Source organism: Nitrospira sp., from assembly GCA_029194535.1.
In the GTDB taxonomy this organism is placed as follows: domain Bacteria; phylum Nitrospirota; class Nitrospiria; order Nitrospirales; family Nitrospiraceae; genus Nitrospira_C.
In genome coordinates this window covers 732,971-756,720 of record JARFXR010000002.1, presented here as the reverse complement: position 1 = coordinate 756,720, position 23,750 = coordinate 732,971, and the positions used below count along the sequence as shown (strand labels likewise).

Annotated in this window: 23 protein-coding genes; 22 read left to right on the top strand and 1 reads right to left on the bottom strand. The window is 60.1% G+C overall.

The genetic code is table 11. The features are described from left to right. Positions 1–16: 16 nt before the first annotated feature. From mraY to P0111_14975, 16 genes are all read left to right on the top strand, one after another. A complete protein-coding gene (gene mraY, locus P0111_15050; protein MDF0645346.1) occupies positions 17–1,093 on the top strand; it encodes a phospho-N-acetylmuramoyl-pentapeptide-transferase in 1,077 nt (358 codons plus the stop codon). 5 nt (positions 1,094–1,098) lie between these two features. Then, positions 1,099–2,508, top strand: a complete 1,410-nt coding sequence (gene murD / locus P0111_15045) for a UDP-N-acetylmuramoyl-L-alanine--D-glutamate ligase (protein ID MDF0645345.1) — start codon at positions 1,099–1,101, stop codon at positions 2,506–2,508. 32 nt (positions 2,509–2,540) lie between these two features. After that, complete coding sequence (gene ftsW / locus P0111_15040; protein ID MDF0645344.1) at positions 2,541–3,737, top strand: putative lipid II flippase FtsW; 1,197 nt, start codon at positions 2,541–2,543, stop codon at positions 3,735–3,737. Continuing rightward, on the top strand, positions 3,734–4,861 hold the full coding sequence (gene murG / locus P0111_15035) for an undecaprenyldiphospho-muramoylpentapeptide beta-N-acetylglucosaminyltransferase (protein MDF0645343.1): 1,128 nt from the start codon (positions 3,734–3,736) through the stop codon (positions 4,859–4,861). The genes ftsW and murG overlap by 4 nt, the downstream gene beginning before the upstream one ends. A gap of 70 nt (positions 4,862–4,931) precedes the next feature. Further along, positions 4,932–6,323: a UDP-N-acetylmuramate--L-alanine ligase gene (gene murC, locus P0111_15030; GenBank protein MDF0645342.1), complete on the top strand. Its 1,392-nt coding sequence runs from the start codon at positions 4,932–4,934 to the stop codon at positions 6,321–6,323. A gap of 4 nt (positions 6,324–6,327) precedes the next feature. Next, positions 6,328–7,281, top strand: a complete 954-nt coding sequence (murB, locus tag P0111_15025; GenBank protein MDF0645341.1) for a UDP-N-acetylmuramate dehydrogenase — start codon at positions 6,328–6,330, stop codon at positions 7,279–7,281. Positions 7,282–7,350: 69 nt separating this feature from the next. Continuing rightward, a complete protein-coding gene (locus P0111_15020) occupies positions 7,351–8,343 on the top strand; it encodes a D-alanine--D-alanine ligase (GenBank protein ID MDF0645340.1) in 993 nt (330 codons plus the stop codon). Continuing rightward, complete coding sequence (locus P0111_15015; GenBank protein ID MDF0645339.1) at positions 8,340–9,209, top strand: FtsQ-type POTRA domain-containing protein; 870 nt, start codon at positions 8,340–8,342, stop codon at positions 9,207–9,209. The genes P0111_15020 and P0111_15015 overlap by 4 nt, the downstream gene beginning before the upstream one ends. A gap of 4 nt (positions 9,210–9,213) precedes the next feature. Next, a complete protein-coding gene (ftsA, locus tag P0111_15010; protein MDF0645338.1) occupies positions 9,214–10,449 on the top strand; it encodes a cell division protein FtsA in 1,236 nt (411 codons plus the stop codon). Positions 10,450–10,502: 53 nt separating this feature from the next. Continuing rightward, positions 10,503–11,681 (top strand): cell division protein FtsZ, encoded by a 1,179-nt coding sequence (gene ftsZ, locus P0111_15005; protein MDF0645337.1) that lies wholly within the window; start codon positions 10,503–10,505, stop codon positions 11,679–11,681. A 16-nt stretch (positions 11,682–11,697) separates the two neighbouring features. Beyond that, positions 11,698–12,432 carry a peptidoglycan editing factor PgeF gene (gene pgeF, locus P0111_15000; protein MDF0645336.1) on the top strand — a complete coding sequence of 245 codons (735 nt, stop codon included), beginning with the start codon at positions 11,698–11,700 and terminating at the stop codon, positions 12,430–12,432. Between the two features lie 54 nt (positions 12,433–12,486). Further along, the gene (locus tag P0111_14995; protein MDF0645335.1) at positions 12,487–13,197 is read left to right on the top strand and encodes a YggS family pyridoxal phosphate-dependent enzyme; all 711 of its coding nucleotides are present in this window, start codon (positions 12,487–12,489) and stop codon (positions 13,195–13,197) included. Next, positions 13,190–14,002 (top strand): pyrroline-5-carboxylate reductase, encoded by an 813-nt coding sequence (gene proC, locus P0111_14990; GenBank protein MDF0645334.1) that lies wholly within the window; start codon positions 13,190–13,192, stop codon positions 14,000–14,002. Before P0111_14995 ends, proC begins: the two co-directional genes overlap by 8 nt. Beyond that, a complete protein-coding gene (locus tag P0111_14985) occupies positions 14,002–14,295 on the top strand; it encodes a YggT family protein (GenBank protein ID MDF0645333.1) in 294 nt (97 codons plus the stop codon). Before proC ends, P0111_14985 begins: the two co-directional genes overlap by 1 nt. A 25-nt stretch (positions 14,296–14,320) precedes the next feature. After that, positions 14,321–14,833 (top strand): DivIVA domain-containing protein, encoded by a 513-nt coding sequence (locus P0111_14980; GenBank protein ID MDF0645332.1) that lies wholly within the window; start codon positions 14,321–14,323, stop codon positions 14,831–14,833. A gap of 79 nt (positions 14,834–14,912) precedes the next feature. Beyond that, on the top strand, positions 14,913–16,052 hold the full coding sequence (locus tag P0111_14975) for a serine hydrolase (GenBank protein ID MDF0645331.1): 1,140 nt from the start codon (positions 14,913–14,915) through the stop codon (positions 16,050–16,052). Between the two features lie 8 nt (positions 16,053–16,060). On the opposite strand, the gene P0111_14970 is transcribed toward P0111_14975, so the two are convergent. Further along, positions 16,061–16,378 carry a hypothetical protein gene (locus P0111_14970; protein MDF0645330.1) on the bottom strand — a complete coding sequence of 106 codons (318 nt, stop codon included), beginning with the start codon at positions 16,376–16,378 and terminating at the stop codon, positions 16,061–16,063. Between the two features lie 146 nt (positions 16,379–16,524). On the opposite strand from P0111_14970, the gene P0111_14965 reads away from it, so the two are divergent. From P0111_14965 to P0111_14940, 6 genes are all read left to right on the top strand, one after another. After that, complete coding sequence (locus P0111_14965) at positions 16,525–17,061, top strand: CDP-alcohol phosphatidyltransferase family protein (GenBank protein MDF0645329.1); 537 nt, start codon at positions 16,525–16,527, stop codon at positions 17,059–17,061. Positions 17,062–17,218: 157 nt separating this feature from the next. Further along, positions 17,219–18,433 (top strand): type II secretion system F family protein, encoded by a 1,215-nt coding sequence (locus P0111_14960; protein MDF0645328.1) that lies wholly within the window; start codon positions 17,219–17,221, stop codon positions 18,431–18,433. Positions 18,434–18,546: 113 nt separating this feature from the next. Then, positions 18,547–20,301 (top strand): ATP-binding protein, encoded by a 1,755-nt coding sequence (locus P0111_14955; protein ID MDF0645327.1) that lies wholly within the window; start codon positions 18,547–18,549, stop codon positions 20,299–20,301. Further along, positions 20,286–21,671: a sigma-54 dependent transcriptional regulator gene (locus P0111_14950; protein ID MDF0645326.1), complete on the top strand. Its 1,386-nt coding sequence runs from the start codon at positions 20,286–20,288 to the stop codon at positions 21,669–21,671. Before P0111_14955 ends, P0111_14950 begins: the two co-directional genes overlap by 16 nt. Then, positions 21,664–22,587, top strand: a complete 924-nt coding sequence (gene ispE / locus P0111_14945) for a 4-(cytidine 5'-diphospho)-2-C-methyl-D-erythritol kinase (protein MDF0645325.1) — start codon at positions 21,664–21,666, stop codon at positions 22,585–22,587. The genes P0111_14950 and ispE overlap by 8 nt, the downstream gene beginning before the upstream one ends. Before the next feature lie 215 nt (positions 22,588–22,802). Further along, complete coding sequence (locus P0111_14940; protein ID MDF0645324.1) at positions 22,803–23,744, top strand: ribose-phosphate pyrophosphokinase; 942 nt, start codon at positions 22,803–22,805, stop codon at positions 23,742–23,744. Positions 23,745–23,750: the final 6 nt, after the last annotated feature.

The window sequence follows — 23,750 nt, the reverse complement described above, 5'->3', positions numbered from 1 at the left end:
CCAATCGAAAGGGTGCATGCTCTATATCTGGCTCTATCCGTTTCATACGGAGTATTCGTTTCTGAACGTGTTTCGCTACCTGAGCTTCCGCATCATCTATGCGGCGGTGACGGCGTTTCTGATCGCCTTTGTTCTGACGCCATGGCTGATCAGGAAGTTGCAGGAGATCAAGCTCGGGCAGCAAATCCGTGACGACGGGCCCAGGCGGCATCTGGCGAAGAGCGGAACGCCCACCATGGGGGGAGTACTGATTATTTTCGCCGTTCTGCTGTCGACGTTGCTCTGGGCTGACATCACCAGGGCCTATGTCTGGCTTGTGATGGTCGCCACACTGGGATTCGGCGCCATCGGGTTCGCAGACGACTATCTGAAATTCATCAAGGCGCGCTCGAAGGGTTTGACGGCCGGACAGAAGTTCAGTGCGCAGGTCGGTATTGCGCTCATCATCGCGGTCGCCCTCTATTTCACGCCGGGATACACGACAAGGCTGAGCGTGCCGTTTTTCAAGAACGTCATGCCGGACCTCGGCTGGTTCTATGTAATATTCGTCGTCCTGGTGATCGTGGGCAGTTCCAACGCCGTGAATCTGACCGACGGATTGGACGGACTGGCCATTGGCCCGGTCATGATCGCCTCCTTGGCCTATACGATCGTGGCGTACGTGGCCGGTCATCGAATCATGTCGGACTATCTACTGATTCCGCACATAGAGGGAGCTGGAGAAATCGCGGTGTTCACGGCCGCCATCCTCGGGTCGAGCTTGGGCTTTCTCTGGTTCAACGCCTATCCGGCCACCGTATTCATGGGAGACGTCGGCTCCCTACCCTTGGGAGCGGCACTGGGCACGGTCGCCGTCATCAGCAAGCATGAATTGCTGCTGCTCCTGGTGGGTGGTGTCTTCGTCATTGAGGCGATCTCCGTCATTTTTCAAGTCATCTCGTTCAAGTCACGGGGTAAACGAATTTTTCTGATGGCACCGATTCACCATCACTTTGAAATGAAGGGCTGGGAGGAGCCGAAGGTTGTGGTCCGGCTGTGGATTATCGCCATCCTTCTCGCATTGCTGAGCCTGAGTACATTGAAGCTGCGGTGAGTGCCATGGTGGCAGTGGAGCAAACAAGTCTCACAGGGGCTCGCGTCACGGTCATGGGGTTGGCTCGAAGCGGTGTGGCGGCCTGCCGTCTCCTGCTGGAGGTCGGCGCCCGCGTCACGGTCTCAGACCGCAAGGAACCGAGCGAACTTCAATCGGCGCTCGGAGACATCGATTGTGAGGCAGTAGAGGTGGCCGTCGGATTGAACTATGAGACCTCGCTCGAGGCCGCCGATCTGGTGGTGATCAGTCCGGGTGTTCCTTATCGTATGGAATCCCTCGAACGCGTCCGCCGGCGCGGGGTCAAAGTGATCAGCGAGTTGGAGTTGGCGTCGCGATTTCTCGTTGCACCCATGCTGGCCGTCACTGGGACCAACGGCAAGAGCACGACCGTCACCTTGGTCGGCAAGATGTTGACGGAGCAGGGCAAGCGCGTCTTTGTCGGCGGGAATCTCGGCACCGCCCTCAGCGACGCGGCATGCACGTCGGTGAAAGCGAAGAAGGAAGGGCGAGCGGATCCGTTCGATTACCTGGTCGTAGAGGTCTCGAGCTTTCAACTGGAGACGGTCGATCAATTCCACCCTTGGATCGCGGGCATCCTCAACATCACCGTCGATCACCAGGACCGCTACGACTCGCTGAATGATTATCTCGCGGCCAAAGCTAGAATTTTCGAGAATCAAACCGCGGAGGATTACGCGCTCTTCAATCTGGATGATCCCAGGGTATCGGCACTCAAGGGGCAGGTCCGCTCGCGTCGCGTCGGCTTCACCCGGACGGGAAGGATTGACTCAGGCGTCGAGCGCGGGACATTTCTCGACGGCGAGACCATCGTCACGACAGTGACCGGGTCGCGCCAGGCCGTCTGCCGAGCGAGCGAGGTCCGGATGCTGGGGAGCCACAACGTGGAGAACATCATGGCGGCTTCGACCTATGCCGCGCTCTGTGGGTGCCCGCTCGATACAATCAGGAAAACTGTGACCGCCTTTCCCGGTCTTGAACACGCCTTGGAGTTCGTCCGCGAACGCCGCGGCGTCCGGTTCGTCAACGATTCCAAAGGAACAAACGTCGATGCCACGCTGAAGGCGCTTGAGGGCATTGATCATCCGATCTGGTTGATTGCCGGGGGGCGTGACAAGGGGGGAGATTTTTCCCGTCTCACCGACGCGGTCCGCCGGCGGGTCAAACACGCGATTCTTATCGGAGAGGCGGCGCCGCTGCTTCGGCGTGCTTGGCACGACGCGACGGCGATGATCGATGCCGGCTCCCTGCGCGAGGCCGTCGAATATGCGGCGCGGGAAGCCTCGGCCGGCGAGGTCATCCTGCTCTCGCCGGCCTGCGCCAGCTTCGACATGTTCAGGGACTATCAGGACCGAGGCCGTCAATTTAAGGATGCGGTCCTGTCCTTACCGGCGTAGCGGGCGCGACTTGGGAGGGGTGGAGCAACACGATGGCATCGCGGGCTGCGGGTACGCTGTCTCTGCCATGGCAGACAGCCGGTCAACGGTCGAGCAAACAACGTGTGCCCATCGATCACACGGTGCTGGTCGTGACGCTCACGTTGGCGTTGGTGGGATTGGTCATGGTGTTCAGCGCCAGCGCGATTATGGCGGCAAACCGTTTCCAGGATCCGGAATTTTTTCTCAAGCGTCAGGTCGCCTGGCTTGGATTGGGTGTGCTCCTGATGCACGGCATGTCGCGCGTGGACTACATGTTGTGGAAGAAGCTGGCTATCCCCATCCTGATCTGTATGGCGGCACTCCTGATCGTGGTCTTGATCCCGGGAGTCGGCGTCGTGACAAAGGGAGCGAGACGGTGGTTTCGGGCCGGACCGATTTCGGTTCAGCCCGCCGAAATGGTCAAGCTTGCTGCCGTCATTTATCTCGCCTACTACCTGACGAAGAAGAAGGAGAAGGTCGCGCTGTTCGGCAAAGGGCTGCTGCCCGTGCTGATCGTGATGGGACTCCTGAGCGGGCTCGTGCTGCTCCAGCCGGACCTGGGTACGGTTGTTGTCATGGGGTTCGTGACTTTGGGGCTCTTGTTTCTCGGCGGAGCCAAGGTTTCCCATTTGGCGGGTTTGAGTCTTTGCGCGATTCCGATCATGGCCGCCCTCGTGCTGGGCTCGAGCTATCGACGACACCGATTGATGACATTTCTGGCGCCGTGGAAGGACGCGTCCGACGCGGGTTTTCAGATCACTCAATCGTTTCTGGCCTTCGGCAGCGGCGGACCATTGGGAGTGGGATTGGGCGAAGGGAAACAAAAACTGTTTTTCCTGCCGGAAGCCCATACCGATTTTGTTCTCGCACTCGTCGGCGAAGAATTGGGGCTGGCCGGCACGGCAACCGTCATTCTGCTGTTTGCGGTCTTTGTCTGGCGAGGATTTGTAATTGCCGCGCGTGCGCGCGCCCCGTTCGGCAGGTTTCTCGGCTTGGGTATCACCCTTCTGATCGGGATTCAAGCGCTGGTCAATGCCGCAGTTGTGACCGGTATGTTGCCGACCAAGGGCCTGACCTTGCCGTTCGTCAGCTACGGAGGGTCGTCACTCATCGTGAATTTTGTCGGCGTCGGTATCCTCTTGAGCATTTCGCGGGATCGCCATGCCGGAGGCATCAAAGGCGGGCGCGGTGACTTGGATCACGGATGACGATCATCATTGCGGCGGGAGGAACGGGCGGCCATCTCTATCCGGCCGTCGCGCTGGCGCAGGAGTTTCTCCGGCGCGATCCTGCCGTGCAGGTGCTGTTTGTAGGAACGTCCCGAGGTTTGGAATCCAAGGTGCTGGCACACGAAGGTTTCGAATTGGCGTTGATCAGCGCCAAACCGGTCATGGGGACGGGACCGGTTGGCATGCTGAAGGGCCTGGCCGCGATGCCGCTGAGTTTCTGGCAATGCCTCAGGATTCTGCGCGATCGGCGGGCGCGTCTGGTGATCGGGGTCGGTGGGTATACGAGTCCCATGATGGTAACCGCGGCAGCCGCGGCTGGAGTGGCGCGTGTGATTCTTGAACCTAACGCGAATTCGGGGATGGCGAATAAGGCGGTCGGTCCGTTCGCACAGCGGATTTTTCTGGCGTTCGAGTCGGCCACCGAGGGGTTCGACCGAACCAAGGTTCGCGTCGTGGGCACGCCCATACGGAGCTCGTTTGTCGAGGCGGCCTCCAGGGTTCCTCGAATGCGCCGCGAGCCGGGAGAGTTCCGTCTGTTGATCTTCGGCGGCAGCCAGGGGGCGAAAGCCATCAACAGCGCCGTCATCGAGGGACTTCAGATGATGCGCAACGCGCGAGTGCGACTGACCATCACACACCAGACGGGCGAACCCGACCACGCTCGAGTGACGGAAGCCTATCGTTGCGCCGGAATCTCAGCCTCCGTCACGCCTTTCATCTACGATATGCCGACGGCGATTGGGGCAGCGGATCTGATAGTGGCGCGCGCCGGCGCCATGACGGTGGCGGAGTTGACCACATGCGGGAAGCCGGCGGTCCTCATTCCGCTGCCTACGGCTATTTATGATCACCAGACCAAGAACGCAAAGGTCATGGAAGCGGCCGGTGCCGCCGTGCTGCTGCCGCAGGCCGAACTCACGGGCGAGAAGCTGGCGCGCCTCGTCGGTGCGCTGGCCGATGATTCCGAGCGGCTGAATGCCATGGCGATGGCAAGCCTGTCGTTGAGACGAACCGACGCGGCCGAGACGATCGTCCGCGAATGCTACGCACTCGTAGGAGGTGGGCATGATAAGCGTCAGTCTCTTGGAGCGTGGGCACTCTGATGGTACCAGACAGCAAAACGGACGGGGGTTCAATCCATCGCAGCCGATCAGCCGCTTGAGGCAACCACCGATGTTCAGGAAGACACAACAGATTCATCTGGTAGGAATCGGGGGGGCGGGTATGAGCGGGATCGCCGAGGTGCTGCTCACGCTCGGCTACAAAGTCAGCGGTTCGGATCTGCAGGCCTCCGATACCACACGACGTTTGGAAGAATTGGGCGGGCGCATCTTCATCGGTCACCAGGAGTCCAATGTAGGCGATGCGCAGGTCGTCGTGATTTCGTCCGCGGTTTCTCCCACGAACCCGGAGGTCAGTTTCGCCAAGGCGAAACAGGTCCCGGTGATCCCGCGGGCAGAGATGCTGGCCGAGTTGATGCGGCTGAAATTCGGCGTGGCGATTGCCGGTGCCCATGGCAAGACCACGACCACATCGATGGTGGCCAACGTGCTCGCACAGGGTGGATTGGATCCCACAATGGTCATCGGCGGCAAGGTCAACGCGCTCGGAAGCCATGCGCGGCTGGGGCGAGGTGACCTGTTGGTAGCGGAAGCGGACGAAAGCGACGGCTCATTTCTACGATTGTCTCCGACAGTCGTCGCCGTGACGAATCTGGACAGAGAGCATCTCGACCATTACGGCAGTATGGAGCGGATCAACGAAAGCTTTCTTGAGTTCATCAACAAGGTGCCGTTTTATGGTTTGGCGGTTCTCTGCTCTGACGACGACCGGCTTCGAGCGTTGTTCCCGAAAATCGTGAAGCGGTATCAAACCTATGGATTGCGTGAGGCCGACGGGATCTCGCCGGATTTCCGGGCGACCGACATCAGCCTCAAACAGTGGGGGGCCGAATTTCGCGCCTTCTTTCGAGGACGCAATCTCGGTCCGTTCCGCCTCTCGGTTCCGGGCATTCACAACGTCTCCAACGCGCTGGCGGCGATCGCCATCGGGATCGAATTGGACGTGCCGACGGACTTAATCCGCAAGGCGCTGGCGGCCTTTACGGGCGTCGAGCGACGGTTCCATCTGCGGGGAGAAGCAGCGGGCATCATGGTGGTGGACGACTACGGCCATCATCCGACGGAGATCAAGGCCACGCTGGCGGCAGCCAAACAGGGATGGACCGACCGGCGCTTGATCGTCCTCTTCCAACCGCATCGTTATACGAGAACGAGAGATCTGCTGGAGGACTTTTCACGCGCCTTCGTCGATGCCGACCGGTTGTTCCTGACGGACATCTATGCGGCCAGTGAACAACCGCTTCCGGGCATTTCCGGGGCCAGGTTGGCCGAGGCGATCCGGACGGCAGGCCATCCGTCGGTGACATTCGTGGAGCGGAAAGAGGACTTGGTGGATCGGGTGTTACCGGAGATCAAACCGGGAGATCTGGTGTTAACCCTGGGCGCCGGCGATATTTGGAAATCTGGGCCCGTCTTGCTGTCGAGGCTGGCTCCCGGTACATGACACGATGAATCGCGCGAGATTGCGGGGCGGTGCAAAACATGCCGGCGCGAAGTTTCAGAAGAAGGACATCCGAGCGGCTGTGGCGCAGGTCAGAGGAACGGTGCGCTTTGATGTTCCGCTGGACTCCTATACGTCGTTCAAGATCGGAGGGCCGGCCGACGTCGTGGTCGAACCGGCCGACGTGGACGATGTCTGTCGCCTGGCCATGCAAGCACGCGCACACGGTATCCCTCTGTTTGTCGTGGGCGGCACGAACCTCTTGATCCGCGACGGCGGCATCCGGGGGATCGTGGTGCACTTGGGGAAGTTCCGTACGATCAGAGAAGAGCCAGGAGAGGTGTTGTACGCCGAAGGGGGTGTGGGAATGCCGACGTTGATCGGCTATGCCGTCCGGCGGGCTCTCGCCGGACTCGAATGGGCGGCGGGAATTCCCGGCACTGTCGCGGGTTGCGTCGTCATGAATGCGGGAACCAGGCTGGGCGAGATGAAGGATGCGCTGAAAGCCGTGCGCGTCGTGACCTCCGCCGGCTTGATCCAGGACATTCCGGCCTGGGCGATTCCTTTCGAGTACCGGCACGCCAAGTTGCCCAAGGGCATCGTGGTCGGCGTGTGGCTGCAACTGCGCAAGGGGATCAGGGGAGACATCGAGCGGGTGGTCAAAGAGTATCTCCAGTATCGGCGTGATACGCAACCGCTCACGATGCCCAGCGCCGGGTGCGTCTTCAAGAATCCGGCGAACGATTCAGCGGGCCGCCTGATCGAGATGATGCAACTCAAGGGGTTGCGCGTGGGCGATGCGGAAGTGTCGACCAGACACGGCAATTTCATCGTCAATCGCGGGCGAGCGCAGGCCGCCGACGTCATCGCCTTGATCGGAAAAGTCCGGCGGGCGATCAAGCGACAGACTGGTGTGCGATTGGATCTCGAACTCCGGATCGTCGGGGAGGCCGGACGGTGAGCGTTTACGGATGTCACGATCGGATGGCAGCCGCGACCTTCGATAAAGGTCGACGACTGAACTAACACGATGCCCCAACGTTCCCTACTGACCAGGGGTCGGATCGGAGTCCTGATGGGAGGACAGTCTTCGGAGCGGGAGGTGTCGCTCCGTACCGGATCGGCTGTTCATCGTGCCCTGCGCCGGAGAGGATACGACGCCGTCGCGATCGACGTCGGCTCCGGCTTAAGTCGAGATCTTGAGAAGCATCGGATTGCTGTCGCATTCCTGGCTCTGCATGGGCCGGGAGGAGAAGACGGATCCATTCAAGGTTTTCTCGAGACCCTTGGCATCCCCTATACGGGATCGGGTGTCCAAGCCAGCTCTGTCGGCATGCACAAAGTCACGACCAAGACGATTTTGGCGGCGCATGGCATTCCGGTGCCTCCCGGCTTGGTGCTGAAGCGCGGACAGGTTCTGTCGGACGACCAAGCCTTGAGGAAGGCGAAACTACGCTGGCCGGTGGTCGTGAAGCCGGCATCCGAAGGGTCGACGATCGGCGTGACCATCGTGAAACAACGAGCACAATGGAACAAGGCTCTGGCTCTGGCCCACCGCTACGATCGAGATGCGGTGGTCGAAGCGTACATTCCCGGGCATGAGGTCACGGTTTCGTTGCTCGGTCGAGCAGGACGGGCACCGCTCGCGTTGCCGGCGGTGGAAATCGTCGCCCCCGGTGGCTTTTACGACTACTCCGCGAAGTACGAGAAGGGAAAGACCCGCTATCTCTGTCCGGCGCCGCTTCCGGAGCCCGTCATCGGGAAGATCCGCTCGCTGGCGTTGCGCGCGTATGAAGTCCTGAATTGCGCCGGGGCCGCCCGTGTTGACTTTCGCATTACGCCGCGCGGGCGTCCCTATGTGTTGGAGATCAATACGGCGCCGGGCATGACCGAGACGAGCCTCCTTCCGATGGCCGCGGCCCAAGCGGGGATCGGCTACGACGACCTGACGGAACGGATCCTGGAATCAGCCGTGGCACGGATGTCCCCTCAAAGATCGAAGGGAAGGACGCGACGGGTATGATGCGCCTGTTCAGAAGAAAGCCGAAAGCCGAACAACCCACCTATCGGCAAAACCGCTGGAGAGAGTCGCGAGGCCAAGTCGAGAGCGAGCGTCGGCACCGGCGCTGGGCACGTGTCAGAGCGACCTGGCATCCGAAAATACGGATTGCCGCGTGGGCGGCAGGCTTCGCGATGAGCCTATGGGTGGGAGTGCTGGGAATGCGCCACCTCGCACCGATCATCGAACGCGGCCTGGAAATTCGAGAGATTCAGATCCAAGGCATCCACCATGTCGCGCGTGAGGAGGTATTCGAGCGGTTGGCACTGAAAAACGGAACGGCACTGCACCGGGTCAGCCTTCTCTTTTTGGCTGAGCGACTGCGGACGATCGCGTGGATCAAGGAGGCCACGCTGGAGCGTTTGCCGTTGCACACCCTGAGGGTCACCGTGGTGGAGCGCCAGCCGGCCGCCATTGCGCGAGTCGGGTGGGAATATCTGCTGCTGGATGAAGAAGGAATCGTGCTGACGCGTCTCGGCGATGGGGACCAACCGTCGCTTCCGCTGATCATGGGGGCGGGTCAGCAACTCCTCATACAGGGGGAGTCCGAGCTGCGACGGACCGTGCAGTCGTCGATTGAATTGGCCAGGACGATGGCGCATAGCGTCGAGGGGCGTGTGGAAATCGATGTCTCCGACCCGCTGAATCTTGTCGCGTCGATCAAGGGAATGCGTTTCCAGTTCGGTCACGATGCCTTATTGGATCAGTGGAATCGCTTCCGCATGGTGAAGGCCGTGTTCAAGCCCGGTACCCTCGATGGCCCGAAGCGCGAACTCGGCGAAGTGGACCTGCGGTACGACAATCGCGTCATCGTGCGGGAAAGGGGGTAGGGCTGTGGCGAAGCGGGATCAAATTCTCGTGGGGTTGGACATCGGGACCACGAAGATCTGCGCCATCGTCTCCGAGATCATGGACGATGGGTCGCTCAGCATCATCGGTGTGGGATCGAGCCCTTCCCGCGGTCTCCGCAAAGGCGTGGTGGTGGACATCGAGAGCACGGTGGAATCGATCAAGAAAGCGGTGGAAGAGGCGGAACTCATGGCGGCGGTCCAGATCAACTCCGTCTACACGGGGATCGCGGGCAGCCACATTTCCGCCGAAAATTGCAAGGGCGTGGTGGCGCTGAAGAAATCCGAGGTGACCCGTGACGACGTACAGCGCGCGATCGAAAGCGCCAGAACGCTCGCCGTGATTCCTCACGAACGCCGGATTCTCCACGTACTCCCGAGAGAATTCATGGTGGATGGTCAAGAGGGAGTTCGCGAGCCGCTCGGGCTTTCCGGCAATCGGCTCGAAGTCAACGTGCACGTCATTACGGGAGCGGTCACGTCCGCTCAAAACATCATCAAGAGCGTCAACCGCGCCGGTCTCGACGTCGTGGACATTATTCTGCAACCTCTGGCTTCCAGCGAAGCCGTCCTCGGTCAGGAAGAACGGGATCTCGGTGTGGCCATGGTGGATCTCGGCGGTGGCACGACCGATCTGGCCATCTTCCTCGACGGCAGCATCAGACACTCAGCCGTGCTTCCTATCGGGGGGCAGAATCTCACCAAAGATTTGGCCATCGGCCTGCTGACGTCGCAGACGGAGGCGGAAAAGATCAAGGTCCAGTACGGCCTAGCCCGCACGGATCTCGTTCACGGCCATGAACGTGTGGAAGTACCTTCGGTGGGGGACCGACCGGCCCGAACGTTTTCGCGGCGCGATATCGCGGAGATTCTCGAACCCCGCGTCGACGAAATGTTCGAATTGGTTCGCCGGGAGATTGCTCGGGCGGGCTACGAAGGCATGCTGGGGGCCGGGGTGGTCATTACAGGCGGGACCTCGCTGTTGGACGGGATGCCCGATGCCGCCGAGCATGTCCTCAATCTGCCGGCGCGTCGCGGCGTGCCTGGGGGTATCGGCGGGCTTCGTGACATCGTGAGCAATCCCATGCATGCGACGGGCGTAGGGCTGTTGATGCACGCACGGCGGCACACTGAGGAAATGGCGGCGGCGGGTCTGCGCAGCGGGCGGCCCCTCAGCCGGGTACTGGATCGGATGAAGTCTTGGATGTTTGAGTTCTTTTAACGCTCGCGTGCGGTGCAAGGCCGCCACGCGGCTAGCTCAAGGGAGGTGCCCTGATGTTCTCATTTCAAGAAGATGTCCTCTCCCCCGTACGGATCAAAGTCATCGGGGTCGGGGGAGCGGGGTGCAATGCGGTCAATACCATGATTGCATCGGGGCTGGCGCGTGTCGATTTCATCGCCGCGAACACCGATTTGCAAGCGCTGGATCGATCACGAGCCGCCTTCAAGGTTCAGTTGGGACCTGAGAGGACGCGCGGCCTCGGGGCCGGCGCGAAGCCGGAAATCGGAAAAGAATCGGCGTTGGAGAGCAAGGACCAAGTGCGTGAATGTCTGGAAGGAGCGGACATGGTTTTCGTGACCGCCGGCATGGGCGGCGGGACCGGAACGGGTGCGGCGCCGATTGTCGCGAGCATCGCCAGGGAATTGGGTATTTTGACCGTCGGAGTGGTGACGAAGCCGTTCCAGTATGAGGGACACCGGCGGATGTTGCACGCCGATGAGGGCATCAGAGATCTGAGGCGTCATGTCGACACCCTGTTGGTGATCCCGAACCAGCGCTTGCTCGGCATCGTCGATAAGACGACGCCATTGCTGGAAGCGTTCAAGGTGGCCGACGATGTTTTGCGTCAGGCGATTCAAGGCATCGCGGATGTGATCACCACGACCGGCCATGTGAACGTGGATTTTGCCGACGTCCGCACGATCATGTCGCACACCGGCCGCGCCGTGATGGGCATGGGTGTGTCACGCGGCACCAATCGGGCCATCGAGGCGGCGCAGAAAGCGATCTGCAGTCCATTGCTGGAAGAAGGAAGCGTTGAGGGGGCTCGCGGCGTGCTGCTGAATATCACGGGCGGTCCCAATATGTCGCTGCATGAAATTGAGGAGGCTGCGTCGATCATTCAGCAGACCGCGGATCCGGAGGCCAACATCATCGTCGGGCAGGTCATCAATCCCGATATGGGCGATGATCTGGTCGTCACGGTGATTGCGACCGGGTTCGAACGCGAGGAACAGTCGGCGGCCGTGCCGGTGGGGGCGGCCCGCGCGTCACGGACAACCTCGCAGGCGATGAACGGAGGTGGAACGCCCGTGGCGAACCGGCATCACAAAGACATCGATCGGCCGACGTTCTTGCGCCGGAGTGAACTGGTCCAGTCGATGGATCGGGCGGCGCTTCCGGCTGAGGACGAATGGGATGTGCCGACGTTCTTGAGAAAACAAGCCGATTGATCGGAAAGGTTGTCCGGTGCACACCAACAGTCCGGTTATCACCGTGCCGGCATTCGCCTCCTCCCAGGACGGCGTCCGTCATTTCTTCGGTACGCGCCGTCACGCCGACAGCCTGGCGCTCGAAGTCGGCGTACCGGCTGCGGGTCCACGCGGCAGGGGATGGTTATTGTCTGTCAAGCAGGTGCACGGCACCGACGCGTTGATTCTCAACCGACCGCTGACCGAAGACGATCGATTCGACGGAGGGTGGGACGCACTGATCACGGATCAGCCGGGCGTGACCGTGACCGTCCGAACAGCGGACTGCGTGCCGGTCCTGATCTATGACCGTCAGCGGCGGGCGGTGGCGGCCATTCATGCGGGATGGCGCGGCGCGGTAGCGGAAATCGTCCCCAAGACGATCACCCTGCTCGTTGAACGGTTTCGCGTGATGTCGGCGGAGCTTCGCGTCAGCATCGGTCCCTCGGCCGGACCCTGTTGCTACGAGGTTGACGAGCCAGTCCTGAGTGCGTTGCGGCAACGGATGCCGGAATGGGAGTCCGTCGTCCGGGGCGCCGGGGGTGCCAGGGCGCGGCTGGATCTGAAGCAGCTGGTTCGCCGTCAGGTGGAACGGATCGGCATTGCACCGGCGCAGGTCACCGCCGTCAATCTATGTACGATTTGTCATGACGATCTGTTCTACTCTTATCGCCGGGAAGGACGCGTGAACGGCACGATGGTCAGCGGCATAGCATTGATGTCGCGCCGCTAACGCTCGCCAGTGGCCGGGCTAGATTGTGTTTGTGGGAGTAGGGGCTTCGCGCGCATGGCTGTGTGGACGGCCGATTCAATCGCAGATCGCGTCAAGGCCGTGATGGATCGCATCAGGCAGGTTGCGGTGGCCGTCGGCCGTGAACCGGACAGTGTCCGACTGGTGGCGGCCACCAAAGCGGTTTCCGCCGAACGTGTTCGCGAAGCAGTTGCGGCGGGATTGCGGCTTGCCGGCGAGAATCGACTGCAGGAGGCGATTCCCAAGATCCAGGCCCTTCGCGACGATCCTCTCCGGTGGCACTTCATCGGGCGACTGCAACGTCGCAAAGTCCGCGACGTCGTTGCACGGTTCGATATGATTCATTCGGTGGACACGTTGGAGTTGGCGTTGGAAATCGAGCGGCGGGCTGAGGCGGCGGCGATCCGGCAGGATGTGTTGCTGGAGGTCAATGTGGCCGACGAGCCGACGAAGACGGGGTTCTCTTCGGATCAGCTTGAGGAACAGCTCTCGCAATTTTCTGGACTGACGCACCTGTGCATCCGTGGACTGATGACGATTCCGCCGCCGGTCGATAATCCGGAGCGGGCCAGGGTCCATTTCCGCGCCCTGCGTGAATTAGCCGAGCGCTTGTCGGGCCAGGCCGTTCCTGGGGTCGGAATGACGGAGCTTTCGATGGGGATGTCGAGCGACTACGTCGTGGCTGTAGAGGAGGGGGCGACGCTTGTGCGGGTGGGAACGGCCATCTTCGGGAGGCGAGATGCCTGATCCTGTCACATCGGTGGGCTTCGTCGGCGGCGGCCAGATGGCGGAGGCCATTGTCGGCGGGATGCTCGGTGCACGGGTGCGCTCGCCGGAATTCGTATGGGCGACTGATCCCGTCGCCGCGAGACGCGATCGATTGAAGGCGGTGTTCGGTATCCGCGTCGGCGAAGACAATCGTGCGTTGACTGCGTGGGCCGATCTGGTCATTCTGGCCGTCAAACCACAAGTGCTTCCCAGTGTGTTGAAGGAGATCGGCCCCTTCCTCGCCGGGAAGCTCGTCGTCTCGATCATCGCCGGGGTGCCCATTCGGGCTATCGCGGAGCACACTCCGGCCGTCGGAGGCATCATCCGCGCCATGCCGAATCAGCCGGTATTTGTCCGTGAAGGAATGACGGCGCTTACGGGTGGTGCCGACATGCCGGCCCGTGATGCTGGTCTTGTGCGCGCAATATTTGAAGCGGTGGGTCGGGTGGTGGAGGTGGAGGAACGGCTGATGGATGCGGTGACGGGACTCAGCGGCAGCGGTCCGGCGTTTGTGTTTCAAGCCATCGAGGCATTGGCCGACGGCGGGGTGAAGATGGGCCTGCCTCGGGGCACTGCGGAACTCCTGGCCGCGCAAACCGTACTTGGCGCCGCGCGAATGGTGTTGGAATCTCGGGAGCATCCTGCCACCCTCAAGGACCGCGTGGCGTCCCCCGGCGGAACGACGATTGCCGGCCTGCACTGGCTTGAACAAGGTGGCTTCCGTGCTACACTGATGGGGGCCGTTGAGGCGGCCACGAGGCGATCACAGGAGTTGGGACAATAGTGTTTGTCGTCGAGAATTTCTTCAGCGCACTTGGATACATAGTCTACTACGTTCTCGACATATACATGTACGTGGTGGTCGCCCGTGCGTTGATCTCATGGGTGAACCCAGATCCATGGAATCCAATCGTTCAATTTCTCGACAAGCTGACCGAACCGGCACTGGCTCCCATTCGGAGAATAATAGGGTGGCGACTGGGAGTGGACATCTCTCCAGTTGTCCTTATTCTGATTATTATCTTTCTACAGAGATTCATTGTCCCTACTCTGTTCCGGATGGCCGCGCTGGCTTGATAACACTTCTGTTTGGGGGGACGCCATGAAGATCACGCCGCTCGACATTCAACAGATGGTGTTCAAGATGAGTTTCCGAGGTTACGACAAGGAAGAGGTCAATCGCTTTCTCGAAGAGATCGCCGAAACCGTCGAGCTGTTGAACCGGGACAACGCGGTGCAGCGGGAAAAAATCGTTCTCCTCGAACAGCAGATCACCGAACTTAAGCGGACGGAAGTCACGCTGTCCAACACACTGGTGTCCGCGCAATCGCTGGCTGAGGACGTCAAACGCGGCGCCCAACGTGAATCGGACCTCATCATCAAGGAAGCGGAGCTCAAGGCGGGAGAAATGATCCGGCAGGCTCGGGTGGAGTTGCACAACACCCAGCGCGATGTGACGGCGCTTCAAAAGCAACGGTTTTTGATGGTGGAACGACTTCGTGCGACATTGCGCACGTTCGAGCGAATGCTGGAAGTCGAAGAACAGGAGGCGTTCAGCGACGCGGACACCACGCCTGAAGGCAAACTCGAAGGGCAATCGAGCCAGGCGTTGTGATCTGCGGGGCGATCCCCGGAGTGATCAGTCGCTCGGATACCTGCCGTCCTTTCCGAAAGATCTCATTTTCAGATTTCTTATGAGACTGCCGCCTGCGATTCATGCGGAGTTGCAATCCGCCGTGAACGACGGCGTGTTTCCCGGCGTTGTTCTCGCAGTCAGGTTGCGAGGACAGGCGCCGTATCTTGCCGCGGCGGGACGGTTGTCTTCGGACTCCGCCAGCCCGCCGGCGGAAGTTTTCACGCTCTACGACCTCGCGTCACTGACCAAGCCGCTGGTTACCGTCACCTCGATCCTGCTGCTCGTCCAGCGGGCCGAACTCTGCCTGGATGATCCAATCGCAAATCGCTTGCCGGAACTCGCGGGTAGTGCCGTCGGACAGGCCTCAGTGAATGACCTGCTGACGCACAGCTCCGGCCTCCCAGGATGGAGGCCGTTGTACGAACGGTTATATGAAGGGACGACGGCGAAGGTCGGGGTATCTGGTTGCATCGAGCCGATAGCCGCCAGGGCTGCGGTGCTGGACCTGATCCGTAACGAGCCGTTGGTCTATGTCAGAGGGACGAGGAGTCTGTATAGCGACCTGGGGTTCATCCTACTCGGGCTCCTTGTCGAGCGAGTGGCCGGAGTCATGTTGGACGAGTGGTATCGGCTGGCGGTGACGGATCCGCTCGGGGCCGGTCCGTTACTGTTTGCTCCCATCTCACGAGTGGGTATCGGCGGCGAGCCCTCCACCGAGAAGGCTGCGGGGATTGCACCGACCGAGTACGATACCTGGCGGCAGAGACTGCTGAGGGGAGAGGTTCATGACGAGAATGCTGCGGCGCTGGGTGGGATCGCCGGCCACGCCGGACTTTTCGGGACGGCCGAAGGAGTCCTTGCCGTTTCCGGAACGTGGCTGGACGCTTACCACGGAAAGGACACGATCTTCTCTCCCGACCTCGTTCACCGCTTTGTTGCCCGGCAGACGAACGTTCCGCAGTCGAGTTGGGCTTTGGGGTGGGACACGCCGACCACGCCGTCGTCTTCCGGCAGCTATTTCTCGGAATGCGCCTTCGGACATCTCGGATATACGGGCACGTCGGTATGGGTAGATCCGATTCGAAACCTAGAAGTCGTGATCCTGTCGAACCGCGTGCATCCGACCAGAAGAAATGAAAAGATCCGCGAATTTCGCCCGCGCATTCACGATCTGATCATTCGAGAGTTCGCGCTGTAGGAGAAAGGCTAGGCAGGGTCGGGGTAGTCGGTCCAGGTTTCCTTTTCGGCAAGATATTTCGTGCCTTTGAAGTTCGCCCGCGTCCGAAGCCGGCGGAAGCCCAACCGAGAAAGCTTCTCGACGAGGTCCTTCACGGCCGCAGCGATCGTCGGGTGTGACTGTCCTTCGACGGTCAGGGCTTCGTACATCGCCTTGGCCGCGTAACCGGACGTTGTGCGGTTGATGAGAATAGCACGGTTAAAGTAGCGATCGCTGGGATCGACCCCTTCGATTTGATGCTTCTCGACCAATCCATCCTTTTTGAAGAGTGATGCGAGTGAATTCATGAGTTCTCCACGAGACCGATCCAACCGATGGCTTGTCAGGCGGCAGTATAGGGAAGGTCCCGGCGGACTGCAAGAGATTGACAACCCAGAACGCCCCTCCTATCCTTTTTGATCCGACCGCGAAACAAGAGGCATTTCCTACTAGCATGAATATTCCCAACAGCTTGACTCTGCTGCGCATTCTGTTGATCCCCGTGTATATCGGGCTACTGGTCTATGAGCAATATGACCAGGCTCTGCTGGTGTTGCTCGTGGCGGGAGTGACCGACGCACTCGACGGCACAATCGCCAGGGCGGCGAATCAGAAAACCCGCCTTGGCGCCTTCCTCGATCCTCTGGCCGACAAACTGCTGCTGACGTCCGGGTTCATCACGCTGTCGACGATTCACGCGATCCCTTCGTGGGTCACCATCCTGGTGGTCAGTCGGGACGTCATGCTTCTGCTGGGTACCGCGGTCGCGCAGCTCACCGAGACTGAGATCGATATTACACCGACCCTCCTCGGGAAAGGCACCACGTTCCTGCAACTTTCCTACGTTCTCCTGGTGATCTTCTTGAGTTCCCGTCAGATCGACCTGCAGTACCTTCATCCCCTGCTCTTCGGCATGGTGGCCTTCACCCTGCTGTCCGGATTTCACTACCTGTATCGCGGCTATCGACGGGCAGGTTCCGTCGGCATGTAGTCCGTGTCCCGGTCCGTCATACGAACCGACGTCGGATGCCTGCTCGGAACGTGCATTTGTTTGACAGGTTTTGGGGTCGTCAGTAGACTCGCTCGATAGAGTCTAGGATTTCGCAAGCCTTGCTTCCGCACCCATCATGTAGCCAGTGGAGTGATCTATGGCGACTTTTGCATATGTCGGGCGCTCCCGGTCTGGTGCCGTCAGGAAAGGCGAACTTTCCGCTAAAAACCGGGACGAAGCCGTCGATCAACTCCGCAAGCAGAGCATCGTCGTCACCAGTCTCGACGAAAAAGCGGGAAAATCCGGATTCAAGATCAGCTTCGGGACTGGGCTGACCGACAAAGACTTGGTGGTCTTTACGCGTCAATTCGGTACCATGATCAATGCGGGTCTTCCCCTGGTGCAATGTCTGGAAATTCTCTCCACGCAATCGGAAAACAAGGCTCTGCGTGAATCGATCGGTGAGGTGAAAGTGCAGGTCGAGGCGGGCTCCACATTTTCCGATGCCTTGCGTCGCCATCCGAAGGTGTTCGACGATTTGTACGTGAATATGGTGCACGCCGGTGAAGTCGGCGGCCTGCTCGATACGATCCTCACCAGGTTGGCAAAACACATCGAGAAGGCCATGAAACTCAAGGGACAAATCAAATCCGCCATGGTCTATCCGGGGGCGATTCTGGGAGTCGCCGGAATCGTCATTACGGTGCTGATGATTTGGGTCATTCCGATCTTCGCAAAAATGTTCGACGAATTGTCGAGCGGCAAGGTGGGGCTGCCGGGGCCTACGCAACTGGTCATCGAGATCAGCAACGCGTTCCAATCCTATTGGTATGTCGCGATCGGGCTGGTCGTAGGGATGATATTCGCCGTGAAGAAATATTATGCGACCCCAAAAGGTCGGATGGCGATCGACAAGTTCCTTCTGAAGACTCCTGTATTTGGGGACCTCATTCGAAAAGCCTCCGTGGCCAAGTTCACGCGGACTCTCGGCACGTTGTTGTCGAGCGGCGTCCCATTGCTGGACGGCCTCTCGATTTGCGCCAAGACTTCCGGCAACAAGGTGATCGAAGAAGCACTGTTGAATGCCAGGGTCAGTATCAGCGGGGGCAAGACGATCGCCGATCCCCTGACCCAGAGTCAGGTCTTTCCCAAGATGGTCACGCACATGATCGCCGTCGGAGAATCGACCGGCGCGCTGGATGCGATGTTGGGCAAGATCGCCGATTTTTATGAAGACGAAGTCGACCAGGCGGTCGCGTCCCTGACGTCGTTGCTCGAGCCGATGATGATGGTGTTCCTGGGGGTCGTCATCGGGTTCATCGTCATCGCGATGTATCTTCCCATCTTTAAGATGGCGTCGGCGATCGGGTAGGAGAGCGGTGCATTTGCCACCGCTTCCCGAAGCCGGATTCTACGGATGCGGTTCGACGCGGTGGATCCGTAGGCTTGCTCAGGCCGCTTCTTCCGCGACCATCGACCGGGTCCATGATCTCCCAACACGCCTCAACCCCGTTTGACAGGCATCGCTTCTCGTCTGACGACATGGATGGATTGCGCGCCAGACTGCGCTGGTTGATGGCGTTCCGGGTGGCGATCGTCACCTTGATGCTCGCCTTGTCCCTCGTGTTTCAAGCCACAAAAGGAGGGCAAGTCGAAACGTACTATGCGCTCATCATCCTGACCTACGCGGTCACTATTCCTTCCGCCCTGTTGCTTCCCTCTCTCGCCGCTCCCTCGACCCTCACGATATTTTTTTGGGCACAAGTAGGGATCGATTTTCTTCTGGAAACCGTGTTGGTGGTGCGAACCGGAGGCGTCGACAGCCCGTTTGCGGTTCTCTATGTCATGACAGTGACGGTCGCGAGTCTCGTGCTGCGAAAACGCGTCGGACTGCTCGCGGCATGCGGCTGCATCGTTCTCTTCGGCGCGGTGACGAATATCCAACTCTACGGGCTTGCCGACAGGTGGGAGTGGATGTCGAAGAGCCATTTGACCGGTCCTGAGACGTTCCAGACCTTCGGCGCCTATGCCCTGGCGCTCCTGGTGGTGGGATTACTCAGCGGGACCTTGGCCGACCAACTCCAACAGGCCGACCGATCGTTACGCGAAAAGGAACAAGGGCTGACCCGACTCCAGGCCTTTCACGAAAATATCGTGCAGAGCATCAGCAGCGGGGTATTTACCGCTGACGGGAGCGGGGCGATCACCTCCTTCAATCCGGCCGCGCAGGAAGCCACGGGGTACACGCTGTCTCGCGTCCTTGGGTGCCAGTGGCGCGAGGTATTCAATTGGCATCCCTCGCAGTCGCTCCCTAAGGGCGGAAACGGCATGGTCGTGTCCGTGAGCCGTTTTGAAGTGGAATGCAAGCGTGCCGACGGAACCCGACTCGTGTTGGGTATGACGGTGTCTCCGCTTCACGAGCAGGGACAACAGGAGGGGTTGGTCGGGGTCTTCAAGGATCTGACACAGATCAGGGACCTTGAGGAGGAAATGCGCCGGAGAGAATGGTTGGCCAACCTGGGTGAAATGTCGGCGGGCATGGCGCACGAGATCCGAAACCCCCTAGGCGCGTTGGCGGGAGCCATGCAGATGCTCAGGAAGGAAGCGGCGGCGGACGATACGGATCGGAGGTTGATGGATATCGCGATCAGGGAAGCCACACGATTGAACTCGATCATCACGGAATTTCTGCAATACGCCCGTCCGCCGGCGCTCAATTTAGTGGACTCCGATATCAACAAAGTCCTTGCCGAGACTCTGGATCTGGTCCAACATGAAGCACGGACCCGCTCGAACATCAGGATCGTGACCACGCTCGCATCGGGCTCGCTCGTCGCTCAAATCGACCAGAATCAAATGCGACAGGTCTTCTGGAATCTCGCGACGAATGCCTTCGAAGCCATGCCGGACGGTGGGCAACTGAGCATCGCCACCGGATGCCGCCAAATCGATGCAGGAGGCCGAAAAGGAGAGGTGATCGAGATCGCGTTTCAGGACCAGGGAGAAGGGATTCCGAAAGAGAATCTCGACAAGATTTTCCTCCCTTTTTTCACAACCAAGAAAGAAGGATCCGGATTGGGTCTGGCAGCGGTCCATCGTATCGTCGACCTGCACGGAGGGTGGATCAAAGTAGAAAGCGATCGACAGCAGGGGACGCGCTTCGTCGTGTGCATGCCCCGATCCGGGGGCGACGGCGTACGGCTTTGGCATGAGGGACGAACACCGTGGAAAAGATCCTAGTCGTCGATGACGAGCAGAGCCTCCGTGAAGTGATGAGCATCATGCTCAAGCGAGCCGGCTACGCGGTCACGGAAGCGTCCGACGGCGAAGAGGCCATCGGCCAGGTCAACAAGGACATCTTCGATCTGGTCATCACCGATCTGCGCATGCCGAAGGCCGACGGGATGGCCGTCCTCAAAGCGGTCAAATCCTCTTCGCCGGACACGGTGGTGCTGGTAGTGACGGCGTTCGCCACGGCCGATTCCGCGGTCGAAGCCATGAAGCAAGGAGCGTATGACTATCTGACGAAACCGTTTCAAGTCGACGAGGTTCAGCTCATCATCCGCAACGCGCTGGAGAAACGACGGTTGTCGACCGAGAACATGTTGCTCAAGCGCGAGATGGCCAGCCAGTCGTCTTTCGCGCAGATCGTCGGTCAAAGTGAAGCCATGCAGAAGGTATTCGACGTGGTGCGGAAGGTGGCGGACGCCAAGAGCAATGTGCTGATCTGCGGAGAAAGCGGAACAGGGAAGGAACTGATCGCCCGGGCCATTCACTACAACAGCGCCCGCAGTACGATGCCGTTCGTGGCGGTGAACTGTAGCGCTGTGCCCGAGACATTGCTCGAAAGCGAGCTGTTCGGACATATGAAGGGATCGTTTACCGGTGCCGTGGCGAACAAGGCCGGACTCTTCGAAGTGGCGAACGGGGGCACGATCTTTCTCGACGAGATCGGCGATACGACCCCGCCGATTCAGGTGAAGCTCTTACGGGTGATTCAAGAGCGTGAATTTCGGCGCGTCGGCGGCAATCAGGATATGAAGGTCGACGTCCGCATCATCGCGGCGACCAACCGTGATCTGGAGAAGGCCGTGGCGGACGGGTCTTTCCGCGAAGACCTGTACTATCGGCTCGATGTGATTCCGATCCGCCTGCCGCCGTTACGGCTCCGGACCGGCGACATCCCTCTCCTGGTCAAACACTTCCTGGAGAAGTTCGCGCAGGATAGCGGGAAGACGGCGCCGGTTCTGACCCCCGAGGCCATGCATGTTCTGTTCGGTCACGAATGGCGCGGCAACGTACGTGAACTCGAAAACCTGATCGAGCGTGTGGTCGCGTTCGCCGCGGGAGGGCCGGTCACGGAACACGACATCCGCGGATGGCTGCATCACTCGCTTGCACCGCAGGCTCAGCAGGGAATCCCGACGGACCTTCCGGAGGACGGCCTGGACTTGGAAGGACTGATCAACGGCATAGAGAAGGATTTCCTGATGAAGGCGCTGGAGCGGACGAGATGGGTCAAGAAGAAGGCCGCGCGTCTTCTGCAGCTCAACACTCGATCCTTTCGGTATCGGCTGGAGAAGTATGCTATAAAAGGAGGTCGTGACTAACCGTGCCTCCGCATCCGAACCAGCTGGCTCCTCGTTCGCGGTTACCGTCTTGGCTCCCGCAAAAATCAATCTCATCCTCCGAATCCTAGACCGTCGCTCCGACGGTTATCACAATATCTGGTCGATCATGCAGACAGTCGCCCTGGAGGACGAGGTGCGTCTTCGTCTGTCGACCTCAGAAGAGGTTCGTCTCCGATGCGACTCGACGGAGTTACTGGGTGATCACAACAATCTCGTCCACAAGGCCGCGGTCGCCGTATTGGATCGGGCCCGGATGGCGGTCGGACTTGAAATCGAACTCAAGAAAGCAATTCCGCTGGGAGCGGGCCTAGGCGGAGGGAGCAGCGACGCGGCCGCGACGATCATAGGCCTGAATCGGCTGTTGAGCCTCGGATGGTCTCAGATACAGATGCGGGACGTTGCACAGATGCTGGGCAGTGACGTGTCGTTCTTCCTGTTCTCGCCGTCGGCCGTCGTCGCCGGGCGCGGAGAAGTGGTCAAGCCGGTGGCCGTCCGCGGTGCCCGCTGGGCGGTCCTGGTGAATCCGGGATTTGCCGTCGAGACTAGATGGGCCTACCAAGAACTGGCCGCTTCCCGGCCGGGAGTGACTCCCTTGTCGGATAGGCAGCGCGCACTGGACGAAGAGACTCAGATGGATTGGCAGCACCTCAAGGCGGCAGCGGAGAACGACTTCGAGGCACCGGTCTTCGCCAAGCACCCGACTTTGGGTCGGATCAAGCAAGCACTCCTCGCGCAGGGGGCCGAGATCGCGCTCTTGTCGGGCAGCGGGGCCACGGTGTTCGGACTGTTTGGGGACGAACAGTCCGCACGACGCGCCCAGATGGAATTCCAGTCCGATGAACGGCTGAAAACGTTTGTGGTGCCGACCTGTTCGGGGCCGCTCGCCATCCGCTAATGGCCCATGCGCTGCAACATGTAGCTGTCTGCGCTTGGTTGACAAGACCCTGCGGATTCCGTTAGAGTCTTTTCCCTCGGTTGGCTTCCTCAACAACGCGCAGCAAACAGGGGTAGGCGGATTCCAATGCTCGCCTACTTCGGCCCGTCGTCGAGACGAACCACGACTCAGTCAGGATCTGAACAGGCTAATCCATAGGACCGCTCGAGGGACCGATGAGCAGAGAACTGATGATTTTCTCTGGCAACGCGAACTTGGCCCTTGCCCATGAAATCTGCGCCTATCTGGGCGTCAAACTGGGCGAGGCGACCGTGGCCTCTTTTAGTGACGGAGAGATCCGGGTCAAGATCGAGGAGAATGTCCGCGGGGCAGATGTCTTCGTCGTGCAGTCCTCTTGCGAGCCGGTCAACGACTCCCTGATGGAGTTGCTGATCATGATCGATGCGCTCAAGCGGTCGTCCGCTAACCGGATCACCGCCGTCATTCCGTATTTCGGTTACGCCAGGCAAGACCGCAAGGACCAGCCCCGCGTTCCAATTTCGGCCAAACTGGTCGCGGATCTCATCAGCACGGCCGGGACGGACCGCGTGCTGACCATGGATCTCCATGCCGGACAGATTCAGGGGTTCTTTAATGTGCCGGTCGACCATCTCTATGCGTTGCCGGTCCTGTTGGACTACATCACGAAGAAGAAGGTCAAGGATCTCGTGATCGTGTCACCCGACGCCGGCGGCGTCGAACGGGCCCGCGCCTTCGCCAAGCGGTTGCAGGCCACTCTGGCCATCATCGACAAGCGGCGCGAGGGGCCGAATCAGACGCAGATCATGAACATCATCGGCGACGTTGAAGGCAAGAGCGCGTTGTTGTTGGACGACATGATCGACACGGCCGGGACGATCGTGCAAGGAGCCCAGGCCTGCGCCGACAAGGGTGCCCGTGAAGTGTGGACCGCCTGTACGCACGCGGTTCTGTCAGGCCCGGCCCTCGAGCGATTGCGAGGGTCCTGCATCAAACAGGTCATCGTGACGAATACGATTCCACTACGAGGCAAGGAACAGACCTGCCCGAAATTGTATCAATTGTCGGTCGCGCCGTTGTTGGGCGAAGCCATCCGCCGCATCCATGAAGATGAGTCGGTGAGTTCGCTGTTCGCCTAGCGCGGG

Coding starts and splice junctions, on each gene's coding strand:
- P0111_14960 (MDF0645328.1), top strand. CDS start 17,219: ATGGCGACTTTTGCATATGTCGGGCGCTCCCGGTCTGGTGCCGTCAGG.
- murG (MDF0645343.1), top strand. CDS start 3,734: ATGACGATCATCATTGCGGCGGGAGGAACGGGCGGCCATCTCTATCCG.
- murD (MDF0645345.1), top strand. CDS start 1,099: ATGGTGGCAGTGGAGCAAACAAGTCTCACAGGGGCTCGCGTCACGGTC.
- mraY (MDF0645346.1), top strand. CDS start 17: ATGCTCTATATCTGGCTCTATCCGTTTCATACGGAGTATTCGTTTCTG.
- P0111_14940 (MDF0645324.1), top strand. CDS start 22,803: ATGAGCAGAGAACTGATGATTTTCTCTGGCAACGCGAACTTGGCCCTT.
- P0111_15015 (MDF0645339.1), top strand. CDS start 8,340: ATGATGCGCCTGTTCAGAAGAAAGCCGAAAGCCGAACAACCCACCTAT.
- P0111_14980 (MDF0645332.1), top strand. CDS start 14,321: ATGAAGATCACGCCGCTCGACATTCAACAGATGGTGTTCAAGATGAGT.
- P0111_14955 (MDF0645327.1), top strand. CDS start 18,547: ATGATCTCCCAACACGCCTCAACCCCGTTTGACAGGCATCGCTTCTCG.
- P0111_14965 (MDF0645329.1), top strand. CDS start 16,525: ATGAATATTCCCAACAGCTTGACTCTGCTGCGCATTCTGTTGATCCCC.
- ftsZ (MDF0645337.1), top strand. CDS start 10,503: ATGTTCTCATTTCAAGAAGATGTCCTCTCCCCCGTACGGATCAAAGTC.
- proC (MDF0645334.1), top strand. CDS start 13,190: ATGCCTGATCCTGTCACATCGGTGGGCTTCGTCGGCGGCGGCCAGATG.
- murB (MDF0645341.1), top strand. CDS start 6,328: ATGAATCGCGCGAGATTGCGGGGCGGTGCAAAACATGCCGGCGCGAAG.
- ftsW (MDF0645344.1), top strand. CDS start 2,541: ATGGCATCGCGGGCTGCGGGTACGCTGTCTCTGCCATGGCAGACAGCC.
- murC (MDF0645342.1), top strand. CDS start 4,932: ATGTTCAGGAAGACACAACAGATTCATCTGGTAGGAATCGGGGGGGCG.
- P0111_15020 (MDF0645340.1), top strand. CDS start 7,351: ATGCCCCAACGTTCCCTACTGACCAGGGGTCGGATCGGAGTCCTGATG.
- P0111_14995 (MDF0645335.1), top strand. CDS start 12,487: ATGGCTGTGTGGACGGCCGATTCAATCGCAGATCGCGTCAAGGCCGTG.
- P0111_14970 (MDF0645330.1), bottom strand. CDS start 16,378: ATGAATTCACTCGCATCACTCTTCAAAAAGGATGGATTGGTCGAGAAG.
- P0111_14975 (MDF0645331.1), top strand. CDS start 14,913: ATGAGACTGCCGCCTGCGATTCATGCGGAGTTGCAATCCGCCGTGAAC.